At 46.0% G+C, this 18,487-nt stretch carries 18 protein-coding genes and 1 pseudogene; 1 reads left to right on the forward strand and 18 read right to left on the reverse strand.

The window, feature by feature from the left end; all coding sequences use genetic code 11:
- Nucleotides 1-163: 163 nt before the first annotated feature.
- A complete protein-coding gene (locus IJN28_00030; GenBank protein ID MBQ6712158.1) occupies nt 164-1,171 on the forward strand; it encodes a tyrosine-type recombinase/integrase in 1,008 nt (335 codons plus the stop codon).
- Between the two features lie 28 nt (nt 1,172-1,199).
- On the opposite strand, the gene dapA is transcribed toward IJN28_00030, so the two are convergent.
- The 18 genes and pseudogenes from dapA to IJN28_00120 all read right to left on the reverse strand — a co-directional run bounded on the left by dapA (nt 1,200) and on the right by IJN28_00120 (nt 18,438).
- Nucleotides 1,200-2,075, reverse strand: a complete 876-nt coding sequence (dapA, locus tag IJN28_00035) for a 4-hydroxy-tetrahydrodipicolinate synthase (GenBank protein ID MBQ6712159.1) — start codon at nt 2,073-2,075, stop codon at nt 1,200-1,202.
- 23 nt (nt 2,076-2,098) lie between these two features.
- Complete coding sequence (gene dapG, locus IJN28_00040) at nt 2,099-3,307, reverse strand: aspartate kinase (GenBank protein MBQ6712160.1); 1,209 nt, start codon at nt 3,305-3,307, stop codon at nt 2,099-2,101.
- Between the two features lie 12 nt (nt 3,308-3,319).
- Complete coding sequence (locus IJN28_00045) at nt 3,320-4,351, reverse strand: aspartate-semialdehyde dehydrogenase (GenBank protein ID MBQ6712161.1); 1,032 nt, start codon at nt 4,349-4,351, stop codon at nt 3,320-3,322.
- A 23-nt stretch (nt 4,352-4,374) separates the two neighbouring features.
- Nucleotides 4,375-5,175, reverse strand: a complete 801-nt coding sequence (locus IJN28_00050; GenBank protein MBQ6712162.1) for a 4-hydroxy-tetrahydrodipicolinate reductase — start codon at nt 5,173-5,175, stop codon at nt 4,375-4,377.
- A 331-nt stretch (nt 5,176-5,506) separates the two neighbouring features.
- On the reverse strand, nt 5,507-6,406 hold the full coding sequence (locus tag IJN28_00055; GenBank protein ID MBQ6712163.1) for a YlmC/YmxH family sporulation protein: 900 nt from the start codon (nt 6,404-6,406) through the stop codon (nt 5,507-5,509).
- 7 nt (nt 6,407-6,413) lie between these two features.
- Nucleotides 6,414-6,665, reverse strand: coding sequence for a hypothetical protein (locus tag IJN28_00060; GenBank protein ID MBQ6712164.1), 252 nt, complete (start codon nt 6,663-6,665; stop codon nt 6,414-6,416).
- 183 nt (nt 6,666-6,848) lie between these two features.
- Nucleotides 6,849-7,406, reverse strand: a complete 558-nt coding sequence (efp, locus tag IJN28_00065) for an elongation factor P (protein ID MBQ6712165.1) — start codon at nt 7,404-7,406, stop codon at nt 6,849-6,851.
- A gap of 18 nt (nt 7,407-7,424) precedes the next feature.
- Entirely contained in the window at nt 7,425-8,486 is a 1,062-nt protein-coding gene (locus IJN28_00070; protein MBQ6712166.1) for an aminopeptidase P family protein, read from the reverse strand.
- A gap of 1 nt (nt 8,487) precedes the next feature.
- The gene (gene aroQ, locus IJN28_00075) at nt 8,488-8,934 is read right to left on the reverse strand and encodes a type II 3-dehydroquinate dehydratase (protein MBQ6712167.1); all 447 of its coding nucleotides are present in this window, start codon (nt 8,932-8,934) and stop codon (nt 8,488-8,490) included.
- 80 nt (nt 8,935-9,014) lie between these two features.
- Nucleotides 9,015-10,604 carry a penicillin-binding protein 2 gene (locus IJN28_00080; GenBank protein ID MBQ6712168.1) on the reverse strand — a complete coding sequence of 530 codons (1,590 nt, stop codon included), beginning with the start codon at nt 10,602-10,604 and terminating at the stop codon, nt 9,015-9,017.
- A 48-nt stretch (nt 10,605-10,652) separates the two neighbouring features.
- Complete coding sequence (locus tag IJN28_00085) at nt 10,653-11,879, reverse strand: U32 family peptidase (protein ID MBQ6712169.1); 1,227 nt, start codon at nt 11,877-11,879, stop codon at nt 10,653-10,655.
- A gap of 36 nt (nt 11,880-11,915) precedes the next feature.
- Nucleotides 11,916-12,512, reverse strand: a complete 597-nt coding sequence (locus tag IJN28_00090; GenBank protein ID MBQ6712170.1) for an O-methyltransferase — start codon at nt 12,510-12,512, stop codon at nt 11,916-11,918.
- A complete protein-coding gene (gene mltG / locus IJN28_00095; GenBank protein ID MBQ6712171.1) occupies nt 12,513-13,520 on the reverse strand; it encodes an endolytic transglycosylase MltG in 1,008 nt (335 codons plus the stop codon). It lies immediately after the preceding gene.
- 220 nt (nt 13,521-13,740) lie between these two features.
- On the reverse strand, nt 13,741-14,061 hold the full coding sequence (locus IJN28_00100) for a DUF1292 domain-containing protein (protein MBQ6712172.1): 321 nt from the start codon (nt 14,059-14,061) through the stop codon (nt 13,741-13,743).
- 73 nt (nt 14,062-14,134) lie between these two features.
- A complete protein-coding gene (gene ruvX, locus IJN28_00105) occupies nt 14,135-14,545 on the reverse strand; it encodes a Holliday junction resolvase RuvX (GenBank protein ID MBQ6712173.1) in 411 nt (136 codons plus the stop codon).
- 15 nt (nt 14,546-14,560) lie between these two features.
- Nucleotides 14,561-14,812: an IreB family regulatory phosphoprotein gene (locus IJN28_00110; protein ID MBQ6712174.1), complete on the reverse strand. Its 252-nt coding sequence runs from the start codon at nt 14,810-14,812 to the stop codon at nt 14,561-14,563.
- Nucleotides 14,813-14,966: 154 nt separating this feature from the next.
- A complete protein-coding gene (alaS, locus tag IJN28_00115) occupies nt 14,967-17,582 on the reverse strand; it encodes an alanine--tRNA ligase (protein MBQ6712175.1) in 2,616 nt (871 codons plus the stop codon).
- 73 nt (nt 17,583-17,655) lie between these two features.
- Nucleotides 17,656-18,438: pseudogene (locus IJN28_00120) on the reverse strand (AI-2E family transporter).
- Between the last annotated feature and the right edge of the window lie 49 nt (nt 18,439-18,487).

Raw genomic sequence — 18,487 nt, forward strand, 5'->3', positions numbered from 1 at the left:
CACACTTATCCACACCAACTTCTCATGTTATCCACACGCATTTTGACTTGTTATAATTATATTTATAAAAAGTAGGAGGATATCCACAACACTATCCCGAATAATCTACACATCAAGTGGATAACTCACAACGCTTCACCATCTATGTAGGAGGCCTTATCTTATGAATCGCAAAAAACATTACACCCTCCCCTCCTTCTCCGACCTGCCAAAGGCGGCAGATACTCTTACCGAAGAAGAATTTCTCGCCGATCCGTTCCCATATATGAAACTGACGACACGCACCAAAAATCCTTCGAAAGATACCGAAGCAACATATCGTTCGCATCTCGGTCAATTTCTTACTTGGTGCAAAGAACTTGATTGTTCACCATTCATCCTAACAAAAGAACAATTATCTTATTTTCGCGATTGGCTATTGAACTGCGGACTTAAACCCGCAACTGTCGCCCTAAAGTTGACTGTTATTCGCCACTTCTATACGACAGCTATTTCTTACGGTTTCACTTCATCGAACCCCGCACTTCGTTTGGCGATAAAATCCCCCACCGAAAAGGCCCCTCCCAAAAAATCATTGACAGCGGAAGAAGTATCTCACCTATTCTCTGTTTTTCCCGATGAAGATTCCACGCGAGTACTGAGAGATAAGCTCCTCCTCTCTTTCATGGTGCTTGAAGGGCTTCGCATTGTCGAACTTCACAAGATGAATGAAAACGATATCAACGCCTCTCTCCGCTCCATCCGCATTGATCGTCAAACTATTTATCCAAGAAATGATACGTTCACTCTTTTATCTCGCTATCTTGCAACAAAAGAAGTACGCCTTCCCGATAAAAACGGACTGATCCCCGTATTCACCGTGCTGGGCAACAATAACCACGGCAATCGCATGTCACGTCAGTCGATTCGCGATGCAATCAGCGACACTCTCGATAAAGCAGGACTAAAACAGCAAGGCATCACCTGCCATACACTCAGACACACCTGCGGCACACTCCTCTTTCAGGCAACAGGCAACCTTGATCTCGTCCAACAGACAATGCGCCACAAAGATAAACAACTCCTTGCTACATACCAGACTCCCCCATCCGATACACCAAGTCGTCACACTACTTTATTGCCGATCGACATATTGAGCAAAAATAAAAAAGATGCCTCACATCGAAAATAATGTGAGGCATCTTTTTATTTTTATTATCTTATTGAATCGTCGCAAGAACTGCTTTCAATTTTGCTACGACTGCATCATCAGCAGCTGTAAGCGGAAGACGAAGCGGACCTGCCGGAAGACCCAAGAGGCCGACCGAAGTTTTTACCGGAATCGGATTCGTAACGATGAACATCGCTTTGAACACCGGAAGAATAGAAAGGTTGATCTCCTGTGCTTTTTTGATATCGCCTGCCAAGAATGCCTGGATCATAGCCTGTATCTGATTACCGACTACATGACCCGCCACACTGACAATACCTTCACCGCCGACCGCAATAAGCGGAAGCGTCATTGCATCGTCACCGCTGTATACTTTGAAATCAGCAGGCGTTACGCGGATAATTTCCGTTGCCTGTTCAATGTTACCGCTTGCTTCTTTGATCGCTACGATATTCGGGATCTCAGCAAGACGCGCAACCGTTTCCGGTGCAATGTTCGATGCTGTACGACCGGGTACATTATAGAGCATGATCGGAAGCGAAGTTGCTTCTGCGATCGTTTTGAAATGCTGATAGAAGCCCTCTTGTGTCGGTTTGTTGTAGTACGGACCGACTACGAGTGCACCATGCACGCCGACTTTTTCCGCAGCCTGCGTGAATCGAACCGTAGCCATCGTATCATTCGAGCCTGTGCCTGCAATAACCGACGCACGATCACCGACTGCTTCGAGCACTACTTCAAACAATTTCAATTTTTCTTCCGCTGTCATCGTTGCAGCTTCACCCGTACTGCCCGCAACAACCAAGCCATCCGAACCGTTCGCAACCAAATGACGAGCCAGTTCTGCCGCACCTTCGTAATTTACGCTACCGTCTTCATGGAACGGTGTGACCATAGCAGTTATAACACGACCAAAATCTTTCATTTTATTTCCCACCTTTGTAAAAATTAAAGAGAAAGTCTAAATTTCTTATGCAAAACGGTAACCGCTTTGGCTAAGTCTTCTGTCTTAATGAGTGCCGATATTGTAGTATGAGAATCAACTGTTTGAAGCACTTCTACATTTTCTTCCTGAAGTGCCTCCATAAAGTTCGCCATCACACCCGGAACACCGCGCATACCTCCGCCAACGATCGTAACCTTGGCACAATCAGATTCCGCATATAAACGACACGGAAACGAACTAAGAAGTTTTACCGTCTTTTCAGCACATCCATCAGGCACTGTAAACAGTACCCTCTCCGCACATACGTTTATCATATCTGCACTGACGCCGTTTTTTCCAAGCTCACGGAAGATATGTGCCGCTATGAGCGGTTCTTTTTCCGCGACCAGCCTGATCTGAGCAAGCCCTGCAACATATGCCACGCTCGTTACGGTTTGATCTTCGATATTCGTTTCCATCTCCGCAATTTGATTCGTAATGAGCGTTCCTGCTTCATCAGAGAAAGTCGAACGAATCACAAGCGGAATATTTTTTTGCATCGCGATCTCTACAGCGCGCGGGTGAATGACCTTCGCCCCTTGTTCCGCCATCTGGCAGACTTCTTGATATGTCGTTACCGACAAAAGTCTTGCCTCCGATACGAGTTTGGGATCGGCAGTCATGATACCTGCCACGTCAGTATATATCTCGATCTTTTCAGCATCGAGTGCATTACCGAGCGCGGCCGCTGTCGTATCACTGCCGCCGCGGCCAAGTGTCGTATGCGCTCCTTCCGCGGTAACACCCTGGAATCCGCAAACAACAGGAACGATCCCTTGCTTTAACAAAGATTGAAGCACCGTCGTCTGTACCTTCACGATACGCGCATTTGAAAAATTATCATCGGTAATGATACCGGCCTGCCCGCCTGTTAATGTGATAGACGGTATCCCCATCGCGGTAAGAGTCGCCGTCATCATAACAGCAGAAATAATTTCGCCACAATACATCATTTGGTCCAGTTCTCGTTCCGACACGTTAGGGTTGCACGATCTCACCAATCGGATCAACGTATCTGTCGCATACGGAGCACCGTTGCGCCCCATAGCCGACACGACAACGACAGGAAGATATCCCGCCTCACGCGCAGAAGCGACTTTTTTCGCGGCACATCCCCGCGCTTCATCAGTCGCGACCGATGTCCCACCAAATTTTTGTATCAATATACGCAATGTTTATACACCTCAAACCAACTCATGAGCGATCATGTACTCTGCGATCTGCAAAGCATTGAGAGCAGCACCTTTGCGGATCTGGTCACCAACTACCCACAAGTTTAATCCGTTAGCTACCGATTTATCCGGACGGATACGACCTACGAATACTTCGTCTTTATCAGACGTGTAGAGCGGCATCGGATAGATCTGTTCAGCCGGATTGTCTTCCACAATAACGCCCGGGAATGCAGCGAGCAATTCTCTTGCTTTTTCTGCGCTGATCTCTTTTTCAAACTCGAGATTGATCGATTCGGAGTGGCTTCTGTATACCGGCACACGAACCGTCGTAGGCGAAATACCGATCGTGTAATCGTTCAAAATTTTGTGTGTTTCATGAACCATTTTCATTTCTTCTTTCGTGTAATCGTCTTCTACGAATACATCGATATGCGGCAACAAGTTAAATGCGATCTGGTAATGTTTCGGCTGGCTTGCACCCGGGAAGATATTGCACTGAACTTCTTCACCTTTTACGATAGCATTTACCTGAGCTTCAAGTTCTTCAAGACCTTCTTTGCCTGCACCCGATACAGCCTGATACGTCGATACAACGCAGCGTTTGATCTTAGCATAATCATGGAGCGGTTTGAGCGCCATCAACATGATGATCGTAGAGCAGTTCGGATTTGCAATGATACCTTTATGTTCTTTGATCGCTTCCGGGTTTACTTCGGGAACGATGAGCGGTACATTCGGATCCATACGGAACGCGCTCGAGTTATCGATAACGACTGCACCATGTTTTACAGCAGCAGGAGCGAACGTTTTGCTTGCGGAACCGCCCGCGAAAAGCGCGATCTCTACGCCTTTGAACGAATCATCAGTAGCTTCTTCTACAGTATATTCTTTTCCCATGAAAGTGATTTTTTTACCTGCGGAACGTTTCGATGCGAGCATTTTCAATTCGCCGAACGGGAAGTTACGTTCTTCCATCAAACGCAAAAATTCTTGACCTACTGCACCTGTTGCACCCAAAATTGCTACACTATATTTTCTCATTATGTATCTCCCCTTATTTAAAATTAGTCCAAAATATTTTCGAGGCCTACAACAAGACCATCGAGCGACAATACTCGTTCACAAGCAAGTACCACGCCCGGCATGAACGACTCACGCGAGATCGAATCATGGCGAATAACGAGCGTCTGTCCGAGTGCACCGAAGATAACCTCCTGATGTGCAACATAACCCGGCAAACGAACGCTGTGGATACGCATGCCTTCCATCTCTGCACCGCGTGCACCCGCTAATTTTTCTGTTTCTTGCGGATGACCTTGCGCCATCTTCTGACGATTTTCGCTAATGAGCTCTGCTGTACGAAGTGCCGTACCCGATGGAGCATCAAGCTTCTGATCGTGATGAAGTTCGATGATCTCAACATGTGGCATATATTTTGCCGCATCCTGCGCGAATTTCATCATCAAGATCGCACCGATCGCAAAGTTTGGCGCGATCAATACGTTCGTTTTATACTCTGCACAAAGTGCTCTGAGTTCTTCACGATCGGCTTCCGTCAGACCCGTTGTTCCGACAACAGGAGCAACGCCCGCCTTGATCGCAATGCGAAGATTACCCATGACAGCTTCCGGACGAGTGAAGTCTACCATGACTTGCGCACCTGTCGTTTGAAGCGTTTCTGCAAGATCCTTCGTTACCACAACACCCGTCGGCGCCATGCCGATCAGCGTACCAACATCGACCGCATCACCATGCGTATCGACCGCGCCGACCAATTCCAACGTGCTTGCATTCATTACAGCCTTCAATACTTCGCGGCCCATTTTACCGCAAGCACCCGAAACCACAACTTTAATCATTTTCATACCTCCTATCCCAACTATTGCTTGGGAAATAAAAAAGCCGATGAAGCTATCTCATCGGCTACAAAGGCAGCGTACAAAGAATGTTAAACATTCTTCAGATGACATAGCTCTCCACCTTTCGGTGACAGTCCAATACCTATTCGGCAGTGAACCAGCAATATGCCGCGGCACGAACATATTACTTCGGCGATTGACCCTTTCACTTCAGATCATAGCGGCCAGACTCCCTGAATTTACTGATGTCGCTCGCACCTCTACTTCATCCCTAGCAGGACAATATACATTTACATGTTTATACTATATACTATTACCCTAAGTTTTGTCAATCTTTTTATTGGTGCAAACTGTGCACTTTTACCTCACGTGCGCCATATTCTGCAAGCAAATCTGTAATTTGTTGCACCATATTCGCCTCTGCAGAAACAAATATCAACGGACGTCCTTCTGTCACATGGTTTTCATAGCTCTCACTATCCGACGGAGAAATCCCCCAATCTATAAGTCCGCCCGCAACACCGCCTGCTATCGCACCACCGATCGCGCCCATAATAGGCGTAGAAGCCGCCAAAAGCCCAATACCGGGAAGTGCCAACATGCCTGCCGAGATCAAAAAGCCTCCGATACCACCGATCGCACCACCTGCCAACACGCCCGTACCGACACCATCATCGGAAGAAGACGACATCATGCCGCTTTCTTCATCATGCGCAAGCGACACATCACCATCTGCCAATCCTTCTGTCTTAAGTGCCTTGAGTGCGCGCTGCGCTTCCTCTTCATTTTCAAAAACACCGATCACCATCTGTACAACATTGCCGTTTTGATTCACAGCACCGTAATCAAGCCCCCCACCATTACCGTAAGCCGTGTTCTGCGCATCATAAGACGATACGATCTCATTGACCATCATCAACACCACCTTTTTCATTGATGAAAGAATCAATATTAGTATGCCATCGAATACGCAAAAACATTCTAATCTGCCCATGTCACCACTAGCAGATAGCAAAATAAAATCATTGCCTATCTTATGTATCCGTTCCCAAGCTACAAGCTGTATTCCGCTTTTATGAAACAAAGAAAATCCGTTTTCTTCCGTCGGAATCATAATATCAATGATCCTGCCGCTCATCAGATCGATCGAAACTTCACACTCTTCGATCCTGCCCAAACGCATGCCCGAATCAACATCAATAACTTCCTTATGCCTTAATTCGCTTAGCCGCATCATAGCCTCCTTATCTCTTCATCCTATCCCACACGATAAGAAAGAATGGTTGAATGAGTGCCAATATGACAGCGATAAAAGCAAGCGGCTCTACCTGAAATTCATTTGTAACGATAACCTTTTCAGGTACTTCCACCTGTAAAAACGAAGCTAGCATGACGAGTGTCATATAGATACCACCTGCATATCCTACCGTCGCTTGTATCGCTCGTGACATGGGTGACGATACAACTTCAACTTGACGTGCAGATATGTTCTCCATTCGCCTGCATCGCAAGAAAACAGAAACAGCAAAAAGGCCGATTCCGCTTATCACGCCTATGATATATCCTGCCACCATACACACCTCTGGCTAATCATATGAAAAAAGAAGCATGATAGAACCGAAATAAAAAACAATCGACACAAAGCTATGATAGCCAAGCATCGCTTGTATGTTACGTCATTATGCGCGTTCGATGTAAGCACCCGTTCTCGTATCAATGCGGAGAACATCGCCCTGGTTGATGAAGAGCGGCACTTTAACGATGTAGCCGGTTTCGAGCGTAGCAAGTTTCGTTGCGCCCGTAGCCGTATCACCACGTACACCCGGGTCACATTCAGTAACTTCGAGTTCAACCGTGTTCGGAAGATCTACGCCGATGATTCTGTCATTGAACGTCAAAAGGTTGATGTCCATGTTTTCTTTGAGATATTTTTTCGCATCAGCAAGCTGAGCTTCTGTCAATTCAGTCTGTTCGTACGTTTCGTTATCCATGAATACGTACATGCCATCGCTTTCATAGAGATACTGCATTCTGCGGTTCTCGATGTGTGCTCTTGCCATTTTTTCATTCGGGTTGAACGTACGTTCGATTACAGCACCGGTCTGTACGTTTTTCATTTTGGTACGCACGAAAGCCGCACCTTTACCCGGTTTTACGTGCTGGAAGTCTACGATCTGCCAAACACCATTGTCAATTTCGATCGTTAAGCCTGTACGGAAATCACTTGTAGAAATCATTTTTACCCCTCCATAATTTTAAAGCTCTAATAATTTTTTTGTACTTTGCGTTAATTTATTACATCCGTTCGAAGTTACGACTACCGTATCTTCGATGCGGATTCCACCCCATTCAGGAATATAGATGCCCGGTTCTACGGTCACTACCATTCCGCTTTCCAACATCATCGGCTCTGCCTTGGGCGACAATCTCGGCCATTCATGTATCTCCAGACCCACGCCGTGTCCAAGCCCATGTCCGAAACGCTCGGCATATCCATGTTGTGTGATCACATATCTGGCTGCCATATCGACAGTATGGTTCTTCTTGCCCGCACAGACCGCGGCAAGACCATTCAGCTGTGCATCAAGCACGATATGATACAATTCTTTTTGTTTTTGCGATGCCTTGCCGACGCAGACTGTTCGCGTGATATCAGAATGATATCCTTGATATACCGCACCGAAATCCATTGTCACCAATTCGCCTTCTTGAATAACTTTGTTCGATGCCGTACCATGCGGCAGAGAACCACGCACACCCGATGCCACGATCGTCGGAAAAGCAGGTCTTTCCGAGCCTAATCTTCGCATCCGATACTCAAGTTCCGCGGCAACTTCCATCTCCGTCATTCCCGCTTTGATGACCGACAGCACTTCATTGAACGCTTGATCCGAGATACTGACAGCTTTTTTAATCAATTCGATCTCTGTTTCATCTTTGATGTTACGAAGCGAATCGAGTTCCGTCGCTATCCACTTTCTATCGGGAAGCTCACTCGAGAGCGCAAGATACGTTTCGAGTTGCATATGGTTCTGCTCAACGAGGACTTGGGAAGCACATTTTTTCAATACATCAACGACTTCTGCCGCCAATGCACGTTCCTGCTTTACGATCACAAAGCCGTTCGTTTCCTGCTCGGCTTGTTCCGTATAACGAAAATCTGTAATCAGGATCGCATCTTCTTCGGTAATGACAAGTGCACCTTCACCACCCGAAAATCCGCTGAAATACTGCATATTTTCAGGTTTCGTTACCAGAACACCGTCTGCACCGACCGCGACCAGCTTCGCTCGCAATCTCTGAAGTCTGGCTTGCATCTTATACACCTCTTTCGATGATACGTTTCGCAGCCATGATCGCCAACAGATAGCTGTCTGCACCAAATCCGCAGATCTGGCCGACCACAACAGGTGCGATCACCGAATGATGTCTGAATTCTTCACGCTTATGGATATTAGACAGATGTACTTCGATCGCAGGTACAGATACAGACGCCAGTGCATCGCGGATAGCGATACTGTAATGCGTGAACGCACCTGCATTGAGAATGATGACCTGATATTTACCGTCTGCACCATGGATCTGCTCGATCAATTCACCTTCGAAATTCGATTGACAAAAGTCGACCGACAAGCCTTCTTTATTGGCAAAAGCTTCGATTTGATCGTTGATATCGGCAAGCGTCGTATGCCCATATACCTCAGGCTCACGCTTACCGAGCAAGTTCAGATTCGGTCCATGCAAGACCAATACGTTTTTTTTCATATCATTCACCCAATCAGTCAATAATAAGCCCTTATATTCTAGCATATTTTTTCCTATTTGACTAGAAAAACATATTTCTTTTACTGAATTATTTCCATTATTTCACGAAATATCGGCGCAGCAACACCTCCGCCCGACTTTCCTTCTTCTATCATAACAGTACATACATAACGCGGCGCCTGACGTGGAAAGTATCCGCTAAACCACGCATGATTGACAGACTTGCCGTCAGGAGTCTTTCTTCCCGTTTCTGCACTTCCCGTTTTACCCGCCGCTTGTCCGCGTTTTGTTTGTGCTGACCTGCCTGTCCCATCATCAACAGCAGACGCAAGCATCGTCTGCACCGACCGAATGATCTTCCTATCAATGATTCGTCTACCTTCTTCTCGTTTCGTATCCATCAAGAGCCGCGGCACAACATCATATCCACCGTTTGCTACGATAGCCATCATTTTCGTAACCTGCATTGGTGTCGCAAGCAACTCCCCTTGCCCAATCGCAAGGTTCGCAACTTCGCCGATATACAGCGGTTCTTCCGGCAGATTGCCCGATTCCTCCTCGCTATATCCCGCTATCGTCTGCTCCCCAAATCCAAGTCTTCTCGCCATATCAACAAGACACGCTCCTCCGATCTTCGTTCCGACCTGAATAAAAACAGAATTACTTGAGTGTGCCATAGCCTCTGTCAAAGTCAGTTCACGACTGTTATACCCCTCTCGATCATCCCATCCATGGAAGGTGATTCCCGCTACTTCGATGCGCCCTGCGTCTTCCCATTTATCCTGCATCGTGACTGCACCTGACGCCAAACCCGCCATAGCCGTCACTACCTTGAATACCGATCCAAGCGCAGCAGGATGAACAGCACGATTCAAAAAAGGAGCATTCGTTGCCGTCAGATAATCAGATATTTGTCCCATGCGAAAGGTCGGGCGCGACACCATCGCCAAAACATCACCATCGACACTCATCACAACGACCGCCCCATTCAAACGATGCTTATCCATCACTTCTCCGACAGCTCGCTGCAACTTCCAATCAAGCGTCAATGTCACTCGGCTTTTCTCACTACCTGCCGACATACGATACGGCACACCGCGAATGATTCGCCCTGCACCATCCATCACAACTTGAATGTACTCTTCTGACTTTCCCTTAAGCATTGCATCACACATTTGTTCAATACCACCGACACCAACACGATTCTTATCCTGTACATATCCCATCACATGCGAAGCTTTCATATGCGGATCGTATCGATCGCTCTTCTGAAAAACGAATATCCCCTTTATACGTAAAGTCTGCTTGGGTATATTGGTAACCGATATGCAAAACGGATCTCCCTTTTCACAAAGTTGTTCGAGCTCTTCTCGGCTTCGCATCGTCATCTCTGTCAAACATGATATTGCCGATTCTGTATCATCTATATTAGACGGGAAAACAGCCGCATAAAACGATTCACTCTGATTTGTGATACGTACACCGTTTCTATCATAGAGCTCGCCCCGCTCATATAGAAGCTCTGCACATAGCAAATGAGCTTCAACACATTTTTCGGCAAGCGTCCCCCCCATACAGAGCGAAAGATACCCCACTCTTATCATCATTGCTATCAACATTCCTGCTAATATCACACGAATGATCGTCAGTCGTCCCAATAAAAAAGCCACACTACCACCTCGCGGGAATAGTATGGCTTATTCTTATCATTTCCTTGCTTATTTCTTTTTGCACGCACGGCGGATCATCGCAAACGGCTCAACCGGTCTGTCGAACTTAATACGAACGATCTGCTGCGGATGCGGTGCAACAGAAATTTCTTCTCCGTTTTCGTCGAACATGTTCGTCAATACCTGCGTAAACGTTTCATTGTTCGGCTGAAAAACTTCGATCGTTTCGCCGACTTTCATATTATTACGTTGTTCCACAGTTGCATATCCTTCTGCGTCCGTTGCCGTCTTCACCAGGCCAACAAAGTCATGCGTCTGCTGATACGAAGAAGTACCATATATCTGATCATCTTCCGTCGTCTTATGCTCATAGAAACCTTCTGTATAATCGCGATGCGATACCTTGAGAAGCTCATCGAGCCACTCTTGTTTCGGCTGATATCCTTTCGGATCAGCAAAATATGCATCAATAGCACGGCGATATGCATTGACCACAGTCGCTACATAATGAACGCTCTTCATACGGCCTTCGATCTTAAAGCTATCGATACCGCAATCAATGAGTTCGGGCAATCGTTCAAAAAGACATAAGTCTTTAGAATTGAAGATATACGTTCCGTTATCATCTTCCATGATGGGAAAAAACTCGTTCGGACGTTTTTCCTCAACGAGATTATATTTCCAACGACACGGCTGAGCGCATTGACCGCGGTTCGAATCACGCTGCGTCAAATAGTTGCTAAGCAAACAACGACCCGAATACGAAATACACATTGCACCATGTACGAATACTTCCAATTCAGCCTTACAGCTGCGGCGGATCTCCGTCATTTCGCGAAGGGACAACTCACGCGCCAAAACAACACGCGATGCACCGAAGTCTTCCCAGAAACGTACCGACGACCAGTTCGTAGAATTCGCTTGTGTGCTGATGTGGATCGGCATATCGGGAATCGTATCCTGCACCATACGGAATACACCCGGATCAGCAACGATAACACCATCGACACCACAGTTGCGAATACTACGCAGATAACGCGGAAGTTCGATCAAATCCGAATTATGCGGATACATATTCACCGTTACATAAACTTTTTTGCCCATGCGATGTGCGAACTGCACCGCTTCTGCCATCTCGACCAAAGTAAAATTATCACTGAACGCACGCAGACCAAACTGCTTGCCTGCCAAAAACACTGCATCTGCACCATAGATACATGCCATTTTCAGTTTTTCCATATTTCCTGCAGGTGCCAACAACTCAGGCTTTTTCACAAATATATCCTCCTATCTGTTATGCAGATATTCCTATCAGATTTTCTTATATTTACAGATCGCTATCCCGTCACCTTCGGGATAGACCACAACTTCATACTGTGGTTTTTCATCAAGCATCTTAAGGAATCGTCTAAGACGATTCACGATCGTACGGAATCTGCGCGGCACTTCACACTGCTCGTCCATCACATATCCGCGAAACAATACATTGTCAGCCGCAATAACAGCACCATCTGCCAGTCTTGTTTCGATCGCATCAAGATATCTCTCATACTGACCCTTAGCCGCATCGATAAATACAAAATCATACGTATCGGTAAGTGTCGGCAAGACCTCTGCCGCATCACCGCGCAAAACAGTAATTGCATCGGCGTGCGGACTGCGTGCAATATATGCTTTTGCAAGATCAGCACGTTCATCAGACAATTCTATCGTCGTGATATGCCCACCCTCACCCAGACATTCGGCCATACGAAGCGCAGAATATCCGATCGCTGTGCCAACCTCCAGAATATGAGAAGGCCTCTTCCCCCTCGCCTCGCGAAGTAGAATCTCTGCGGCCTCAGCCTTGATGATCGGCACATTATATTCTTGTGCATACGCTTCCATTTCACGCAACAACTCGTTCATTTATTCCCTCTCGATTCGTTCGATATTATTCATATGATCGGTATACGTTCTGCCAAAATGATGATGACCATCTTTATCCGCAACAAAATACAAATAATCATTATCATCAGGATTTAATACCGCTTGAAGCGACTTGTCCCCAATGCATCCGATTGGTCCCGGCGGGAGTCCTGCATGAAGATATGTATTATATGGTGATGAAACTTTTGTATCCTTGATCGTCAAAACAGGACGCACTTTATCAAGAATATACTGTACTGTTGCGCACGATTGAAGCGGCATCCCTTTTTTCATACGATTGAGAAACACGCGCGCGATCACGGGACGTTCCTCGTCATAGCGTGCTTCGCGTTCAACGATAGAAGCTAAAATAACAACTTCCCCCACAGACAACCCCGTTTTTCCTATCTGCGCCCGAACCTCAGGCGTCAACTTATTGTCGAAATGCTTCACAAGCATTGTAAGTATCTCTTCTTCTGTATGCTCAGGTGAAAATTCATACGTGTCGGGATAAATGAATCCTTCCGCAGAATACTTACGTGCAAAATTGCTCGTCGGTTTCATGTAGTCATACGGTTCATAGTTTTCAGCAAGTCGCTTAAACTCATCTCCGTTTTTGCCGTGCTTTTCAAGAAGCTCCGCGATCTGTCTGATCGTATATCCTTCGGGAATCGTAATACGATTTGATAACACCGCACCATGTCCATTTAGCGATGAAGCTACTTCAAACATCGACATATCGGTACGTATCAGATATTCTCCTGCTTCCAACTTACTGTCAAGCTGCGTCAACTTAGCCCAAACACGAAATGCCGTTGCACTATGGATGAGTCTTTTTTCTTCCAACAACATCGCGATATCATTGGCATTCATACCTTGATTGATCTTCAAATAAACCGTATCACTGCCTGTATTGGCAACAGGTCGCGTCATAGAATAAACAAATACGCCCATAACGACAAGCAAAATCACCAGTACGATCAAAATATATCGAAGTACTTTATTCATAAAAACGCTGTCACCTCAATAAAACAAATTACATTATATTATGCTTGAAATATATAGATTCTCGCTAGCCTCATGCTTTGCCTTCGCTCGCATTCGTTAAGCGTTCATATTATACCATATCCACGGCAACAATTCGACAATGATTTTATCGTCTATTCGAACACAAAAAAGAGTGAACCGATCGGCTCACTCTTTTTTTGACTAAGTAACGACAGAAATCTTATTCAGCTTCTTCTGCGATGATTTTGTTGTATTCTTCGCAAACCATATCGAATTCTTCATCCGTCGGGTCAACGTATACTTCTTCACCGTCTTCGTCAACGTCGATACGTGCTACGAATACATCGTTGTTTACTTCTGCATGGCAACCGCAATTGCAAGTATCTTCTTCTTCGATAGATACGAGAATAGCGAATTTTTTATTGCCGATCGGAATCATAACTTCTTCTCTGTAATAAAATTCGTTGCCTTCTTCATCTGTCATAATAACGACTAAATCGCCGTCTTCTTGTTCTTGTACCAAGTTTTTTTCGTCTGCCATAATAAGCACCTCATTTGTATTTATTGTGTTCATTTTATCGAATGACAGGTGTTCTGTCAAGTGATAATCTCTCTCAAATGCTGTCGAGATAGCCTTGCAAAATAAAGACTGCCGCCATCTTGTCGATAACTTTTTTTCGTTTGGCACGGCTAACATCTGCCGCGATCAAAGATTTTTGTGCAGCGACTGTCGATAACCGTTCATCCCAAAGGCGGATCGTAATATCCGGTACGACTTTTTCGAGTTCCGCACAGAATGCTTTGGTAAACTCACCTCGCGGACCAATTGTACCATTCATATTTTTCGGATAACCGACAACGATCGTGCTGACCTCATATTCGGCAATGATCTCCTGAAGACGCACCAGATCAAGTTCAAGCGTTTTGCGTCGAATCGTTTCGACACCTTGCGCCGTCATCTTCAGGGCATCGCTGACAGCCACACCGATCGTGCGATCACCAACATCTAATCCAAGTACTCTCATTCATATCTCCTACTACTACTTTTTAATATATGCGCGAACAAGTTCCTCCAAGAGCTCATCGCGTTCCAAACTGCGCACTTTGCTTCTCGCGCCGTCATGGCTGGTAATATAAGTAGGATCGCCGGACAATAAGTACCCAACGAACTGACTGATTGGATCGTATCCTTTTTCCTCCATCGCTTGACACGCACTATGAATAACACGCGCCGCTACATTGATCTCTTTGTCGGGTTTTCGAAACATCATCGTTTCGTCAATATTGGGCATCGGGCATCCTCCTTTCTTTAATGATTGTATCCCAATCACGTTATCTCTATTCTACAAGAGCATACGGCTCCTGTCCAGTAAAATACAGAAAATTATGTCCTTTATTCTCTGTAAAAAAGAAAGGAGCTGAGATTTCTCAACTCCTTTTCGTCTATTAGCCAATCTGTGCACAGATCATTTCTTCTGCTTTGGCAAGTGCTTCACCGATCTTAGCCGGCTGTTTACCGCCTGCCTGTGCCATATCCGGGCGACCGCCACCGCCGCCGCCTGCTACTTTGGCAACTTCTTTGATGATATTGCCTGCATGGATACCTGCTTTGACAGCCGATTTGTCTGCCATAACGACGAAGCTGACTTTTTCCTGCTGAACAGCACCGAGTACGACAACTACATTTTCCACTTTATCGCGGATCATGTCAGCCGTATTGCGAAGACCGTCCATATCGCCTGCTTCTACCTGTGCAATAATGTATTTCACGCCACCGACTTCTTTGACATCATTGAGAAGTTCTGCCGCGCTATCTTTTTGCATTTTGTTCATGACATCATGAAGAGCCGCTTCCGTTGCTTTGTTCTGCTCAATAAGAGCTTCGATACGTGCAGGAACATCTTCTTCACGCGTTTTGAGGATCGCTGCAGCTTGTTTGAGGAGTGCTTCCTGATGCTGATAGTAACGAAGCGCACCTTGACCCGTCAACGCTTCAATACGACGCGTACCTGCCGCAACGCCTGCTTCGGAAATGATCTTGATCATACCGATCTCCATCGTATTCGTAACGTGCGTACCACCGCAAAGTTCTTTGCTGTAATCGCCTGCGCTGACAACACGAACAACATCACCGTATTTTTCACCGAAGAGTGCCATCGCACCTGCGGCTTTGGCTTCTTCTTGGCTCATCAATTCGATCGTAACAGGATGGCCCTGACGAATTACATCGTTGACTTCTGCTTCGACTTGCGCAAGCTGTTCAGCCGTAACCGGTTCAAAGTGCGAGAAGTCGAAACGGAGGCGTTCACTGTCAACAGCCGAACCTGCCTGATTGATATGAGAACCAACGACACGTTTGAGAGCTGCCTGGAGCAAATGCGTTGCTGTATGGTTGCAAGCTGTCATGCGTTTTTTCGCAAGTTCTACTTGAAGCTTCACATCATCGCCCACACGAATAACGCCTTCTTGTACATAACCTACATGGTAGATCGTACCATCAGGCAATTTTTTCGTCGTTTCTACAACAACGTTACCCGTCGTACCAACGATCATACCTGCATCACCGATCTGACCGCCGCCTTCTGCATAGAAGGACGTTTCGGAAAGAATGATGCCGACTTCCTGACCATCATGTGCTTCCTGTACGTTTTCGCCGTCCGTCCACATCCATACGACTTTCGATTTGGTTGCCATTTCGTTATAGGACAAGTTTTCCGTCTGCAAGCCTTTGAGGTCAGGGATAGCAAGACGCTGGTTTTCTTGGCGAGCCGCACGCGCACGTGTTCTCTGTTCTTCCATTTTCTGATCGAATACGTCTTTGTTAAGCGACATATTCTGTTCTTCCAAGATCTCTGCCGTCAATTCCCACGGGAAACCGAACGTGTCATACAATTTAAATGCCAATTCACCATCGAGAACTGTTTTGGATGCTGCTTTGAGATCGGCAATATATTTTTCCAATACTTCAATACCTTGCGCAAGTGTTGCCTGGAAGCGTTCTTCTTCCTGCTGAATGATCTTGCGGATATAATCTTGTTTTTCTTTGAGTACCGTATAATGGTCGCCGAACATTTTAACAACGACGTCAACAGCACCTGCAAGGAAGATGTCATTGATACCAAGAAGTCTACCGTGACGGATCGCACGACGGATGATACGACGAAGAACATAACCGCGACCTTCGTTCGACGGCAAGATACCATCGGAGATCATGATCGTCATGCTGCGTGCATGGTCGCCGATAACTTTAAGCGATACATCCGTTTTGAGATCTTTGCCATACTCTTTTTTCGCCTGTTCAGCGGCATAAGCAATGATCGGGAATACCAAGTCCGTTTCAAAGTTGGACGGTTTGTTCTGAAGAACCGATGCAATACGTTCAAGACCTGCACCCGTATCGATATTTTTCTTTTCAAGCGGCGTATAATTGCCTTCTTCATCGCGGTCGAACTGCGTGAATACCAAGTTCCAGATCTCGAGATAACGATCGCAGTCACAACCGATCGCACAGTCCGGGCTGCCGCAGCCACGTTCTTCACCAAGATCAATGTAGATCTCCGAGCATGGACCGCAGGGACCAGGACCGATCTCCCAGAAGTTGTCTTCCAATTTTACAACGCGGTCAGGCGATACACCGATCTGTTCCGTCCAGATCTTGTATGCTTCATCATCCGTCGGATGGATCGTTACCCAAAGTTTGTCGATCGGGAGTTCGAGTTTTTCTGTGAGGAATTCCCACGCCCACGTGATCGCTTCCACTTTAAAGTAGTCACCAAACGAGAAGTTACCAAGCATTTCGAAGAATGTATGATGACGTGCCGTTCTGCCAACGTTCTCAATGTCACCCGTACGAACGCATTTCTGACTCGTCGAGATACGCGTATGAGGCGGTTTCATTTTACCCGTAAAGAACGGTTTGAACGGAGCCATACCTGCGCCAATCATCAAAAGAGTCGGATCATTTTCCGGAATGAGCGAGTAGCTCGGCAATACCAAATGATCTTTGCTCTTAAAAAATTCTAAATATGCATTTCTGAGTTCATTACCTGTCATGAATTTCACTGTCAAAAACCTCCTAAAACATTAGGCATACTAACAGATATTATAACAAAATTTTCTTCCGACTGCAACGAATTCAAGCAGTCAACCGCATAATATGATGAAAAATAATTTTGACGATAGCTGCAAGCGGTACACCGATGACCATACCGACAAGTCCGCCCACCTCTCCTCCGAGAAAAACGAAGAATAATACCGCCAGCGGATGCATCCCGATAGAATCCCCTACTACATTGGGATGGATGACAGAGCTCTCCAACTGATGCACGACAAAAAACAAAATCGCAACTTTGACAGCAGTGATCGGTGAGATAAAAAGGCCGAACAATATCGCAGGGATTGCACCGAATATCGCACCAAAATACGGTATAATATCAAGTATCCCTGCCAGTACCCCAAGCAGAATCGCATACGGCACACCGAAATAATACAGCCCGATCGTCACCGCTGTCCCAACGAATATTGATATGATGACTTGTCCACGAATCACACCGCTGAGCACTTGATTCACCTCAGCTGCAATTTCTCCGCACGTTCCTTGGCATTCTATTGGTAATAACTCAAACAAAGATTTCCGTATCGTTTGCCAATCATGCAAAATATAAAAAGCAATGATCGGACTGACCGCAACACCGATCGTATATTCCATCAGACCAATGATACGATGGATAAGCGCGCCCAGAAAACTTTCTATCATCAATTCTGCTTCATTGATATTTTGTTCGATGATATGTTTTAGCATTGGTGGAAATTTTTCTGCTTGGTATCGTTCTACAGACAACACGATCGTCTCCAATTGCTGTGATATCTGTGGCAGCGATTGGATAAACGACTCTATCTCTCGCAAAAAGATCGGGATACCTTTCCATAAAAGTCAGGATATTTGCTGAATGGTCCGGCTCCATATG

The organism is Selenomonadales bacterium, from assembly GCA_017442105.1.
In the GTDB taxonomy this organism is placed as follows: domain Bacteria; phylum Bacillota; class Negativicutes; order RGIG982; family RGIG982; genus RGIG982.